This window comes from Desertihabitans aurantiacus, assembly GCF_003344635.1.
GTDB lineage: Bacteria > Actinomycetota > Actinomycetes > Propionibacteriales > Propionibacteriaceae > Desertihabitans > Desertihabitans aurantiacus.
Genome location: NZ_QPKK01000358.1, coordinates 1 through 3,072, shown reverse-complemented (window position 1 = coordinate 3,072; position 3,072 = coordinate 1). Strand labels below are relative to the sequence as shown.

Annotated in this window: 4 protein-coding genes and 1 pseudogene; 4 read left to right on the top strand and 1 reads right to left on the bottom strand. The window is 72.5% G+C overall.

Annotated elements, in window-relative coordinates:
- Positions 1 to 151: 151 nt before the first annotated feature.
- The gene (locus DVA66_RS18850; RefSeq protein WP_232822067.1) at positions 152 to 526 is read left to right on the top strand and encodes a DMT family transporter; all 375 of its coding nucleotides are present in this window, start codon (positions 152 to 154) and stop codon (positions 524 to 526) included.
- A complete protein-coding gene (locus DVA66_RS18845; protein WP_114561398.1) occupies positions 523 to 852 on the top strand; it encodes a DMT family transporter in 330 nt (109 codons plus the stop codon). The genes DVA66_RS18850 and DVA66_RS18845 overlap by 4 nt, the downstream gene beginning before the upstream one ends.
- 9 nt (positions 853 to 861) lie before the next feature.
- Here the strand turns inward: DVA66_RS18845 and DVA66_RS18840 are convergent, their stop codons facing one another.
- Entirely contained in the window at positions 862 to 1,458 is a 597-nt protein-coding gene (locus DVA66_RS18840; RefSeq protein ID WP_114561397.1) for a rhomboid family intramembrane serine protease, read from the bottom strand.
- 68 nt (positions 1,459 to 1,526) lie between these two features.
- Between DVA66_RS18840 and DVA66_RS18835 the strand changes: the two genes are divergently transcribed.
- On the top strand, positions 1,527 to 2,198 hold the full coding sequence (locus DVA66_RS18835; protein WP_114561396.1) for a DUF1707 SHOCT-like domain-containing protein: 672 nt from the start codon (positions 1,527 to 1,529) through the stop codon (positions 2,196 to 2,198).
- A gap of 318 nt (positions 2,199 to 2,516) precedes the next feature.
- Positions 2,517 to 3,072, top strand: a pseudogene (locus DVA66_RS18830) (sugar ABC transporter permease); the annotation flags it as partial.

Sequence of the window (3,072 nt, the reverse complement as noted above, 5' to 3'; positions counted from 1 at the left end):
GCGCGGTCCGCGTCCGTCGGTGGTGCAGGTCACCAAGATCCGCTGAGGACCAGCTCGACCGCCGAGGGGCGGGTGCGGACCCCGGGGTCCGCGCCCGCCCCTCGGCGTCTTCGCCGTGCCCGCGTCGCCGGCGCTCGGCTAGCCTCCCCGGATGCGGGCGGACGAGGGGAGGGCGCGGCGGATGCGGGTGTGGGGTGCGTTGGGAGCGGCGATCGTCAGCGAGGTGGCGGCGGCGCTCGCCCTGAAGGCGGCCCTGGACCACCCGGCGTGGTACGTGCTCGTGGTCGCCGGCTACCTCACCGCCTTCACCCTGCTGTCGGTGTGCCTGCGCCTGGGCATGCCGATCGGCGTCGCCTACGGCGTCTGGGGCGCGGGCGGTGTCACGCTGACCGCGCTGCTGTCGGCCGTCCTCTTCGCCGAGCCGCTGACCGCGCTGATGGGGCTGGGGATGGCGCTGATCGTGGCCGGGGTGCTGACCGTGGAGATGGGCTCGCAGCGGGCCCGGCGGGAGGAGGCGGCGCGGTGAGCTGGCTCTTCCTCGCGGTGGCGATCCTGCTCGAGGTCGGCGCGACGATGTCGCTGCGGGCGTCTGAGGGGCTGCGGAAGCGGTGGTGGGCCGTCCCGGTGGTGCTGGGCTACGTGCTCGCCTTCGGCTGCCTCAGCCTCGCCCTGCAGCACGGGATGCCGCTCGGCGTCGCCTACGGCATCTGGACCGCGACCGGGGTGGCGCTGACCGCGGTGCTGGCCCGGGTCGTCTTCGACGAGCCGCTGACGCCCACGATGGCGGTCGGCATCGTGCTCATCGCCGCGGGTGTGCTGGTGGTCGAGCTCGGCTCGGGTGCCGCCGGCTGAGCCGGTCGGCTAGCCGCGGGGGAGCTGCCGGCGCTCGCGGCGGGAGAGCAGGTAGGCCAGCAGCACCCCGGCCAGCGCGCCGAAGAGGTGGCCCTCCCAGCTGATCCCCGAGCCGGTGGGCAGCACACCCCAGACGATCCCGCCGTAGGCCAGGGCGACGAACAGCGAGACGGCGATCGCCAGCGCCCGCCGGACGAAGATGCCCCAGGCGAAGAGGAACGCGGCGTAGCCGTAGACCAGCAGGCTGGCCCCGAGGTGGACCGTCCCGTCCCCGCCGACCAGCCAGACCGCCAGCCCGGCCACCACGGTGATGCCCACGGTGGCGGCCCAGAAGCGCCCGGTGATGAGGGCGGTCAGCACCCCGAGCACCACGAAGGCGGTGGTGTTGGCGATCAGGTGGCCCAGTCCGGCGTGCAGCAGCGGCGCGGCGAGGACGCCGATGAGCCCCTCGGTCTCGCGCGGCTGGATGCCGAACTGGTCGAGGAAGCCGCCGAGCAGGGTGTCGACCAGCTCGCTCAGCCACATCAGCACGGTGAGCACCAGCGGTGGGACGGCGGGCGCCACCAGCGAGCCGATCCGGCTGGGCGGGGCCACGGTCGAGGACATGCGTCGAGTGTAGGAGCGGCCGGGAACGCGCCCGGCGGACGAGGCCCCGACGCGGCTACGCTACGGCCATGTCGGAGCGGAGACCGGAGCTGCGGATCGGGGACCGCGAGCGTGACGCGGTCGCCTCGGCGCTGCAGGACGCCATGGCCGAGGGCCGGCTCACCATGGAGGAGATGCAGGAGCGGCTGGATGCCGCGCTGCAGGCCCGCACCTACGCCGACCTGGACGCCCTGGTCGCCGACCTCCCGATCGACCCGCCGTCCGCGGCGCTGACCAGCCCGCGGACGAGCGACCCGCGGCTGCTCAGGGCACCCGGCTCCTCGGTGGAGGACCGTCTGGTGCTGGACGCCGGCTGGTCCAGCGTGACCCGCGAGGGCCGCTGGGAGATCCCGCCGTTCGTGCGGGTCAACGGTGCCGTCGGCTCGGTGCGGCTGGACTGCCTGCAGGCGACCGCCCGCAGCGACGTCATCGACATCGAGGTGATCGGCAACGCCGGCAGCATCACCATCGTCGTCCCGCAGGACTGGTCGGCCAACCTCGACCGGCTGAGCGCGGGCTGGGGCTCGGCGAAGAGCAAGGTCGCCGCGCAGCCCTCCCGCGGAGCGCCGCTGCTGGTGCTGCACGGCGCCATGGGGTGGGGCTCGCTGGTGGTCCGGCACGCCAACTGGTTCGACCGCCGCCGACTGCGCAAGCAGGGCATCCTGCTCGACCCGCCGCGGCGTCCCGAGCTCGGCCGCTAGCCAGCCGACCGCGGGGCGGGCTCGACCGCCGACGCACCCTGGAACGTGACCGCCCGCCGGTGCCGGCGGCACCGGGGACACGTCCCGGTCGGCCGGGAGGCACGGGCGTCCACGTCGGTCACACGGTCTCGGCAACCCGTTCGACACCGCCTGCCGTCGGCCCGCCGCCACCCGGGAACCCTGTCGACACATCCGGCTGACCCGGGTGCCGCAGCAGCTCCACCACACATCCGCACCCACAGCGTTGACACGCAGCAAGCGGTTACGTACGCTCCGTTTAAACCGGTTTAAAAGACACTCGCAGAGAGGCGGGCAGGTATGGCGGCGATCGAGGTGGTACGGCCACCCGCTCCGGATCCCGGACGGTCGCCGGTGCCGCTGACGCGTTCCCGCCGCCGGCTGCCGTGGTGGCGGCGGGTGTGGCGTGACCGGGCGGTGCTGCTGCTGGCGTTGCCGGGGATGGCGGTGATCTTCGTGTTCCAGTACGTGGCGCTGGCGGGGAACGTGATCGCGTTCCAGGACTACCAGCCCTATCTGGGGGTGGAGCAGAGCTTGTGGGTCGGGTTGGACAACTTCGCGATCTTGTTCAACGGGGACCCGCAGTTCCTCAACGCGTTGCAGAACACGTTGATCATCACCGTGTTGCAGACGGTGTTCGTCTTCCCGGCCCCGATCGTGCTGGCGTTGCTGCTCAACAGCCTGGTCTCGGACCGGATCAAGCAGCTGGTGCAGTCGGTGCTGTACCTGCCCCACTTCTTGTCCTGGGTGATCGTGGTGGCGATCTTCCAGCAGATGCTCGGCGGGGCCGGGCTGCTCAACAACTACCTGCGCTCAGCAGGGTTGGAGGCGGTCAACATCATCGGCAACGCCGACG

What these genes read in the sequence shown, in the direction of transcription:
- DVA66_RS18835 (WP_114561396.1), top strand. Translation starts at nt 1,527, where the DNA reads ATGTCGGAGCGGAGACCGGAGCTGCGGATCGGGGACCGCGAGCGTGAC.
- DVA66_RS18840 (WP_114561397.1), bottom strand. Translation starts at nt 1,458, where the DNA reads ATGTCCTCGACCGTGGCCCCGCCCAGCCGGATCGGCTCGCTGGTGGCG.
- DVA66_RS18850 (WP_232822067.1), top strand. Translation starts at nt 152, where the DNA reads ATGCGGGCGGACGAGGGGAGGGCGCGGCGGATGCGGGTGTGGGGTGCG.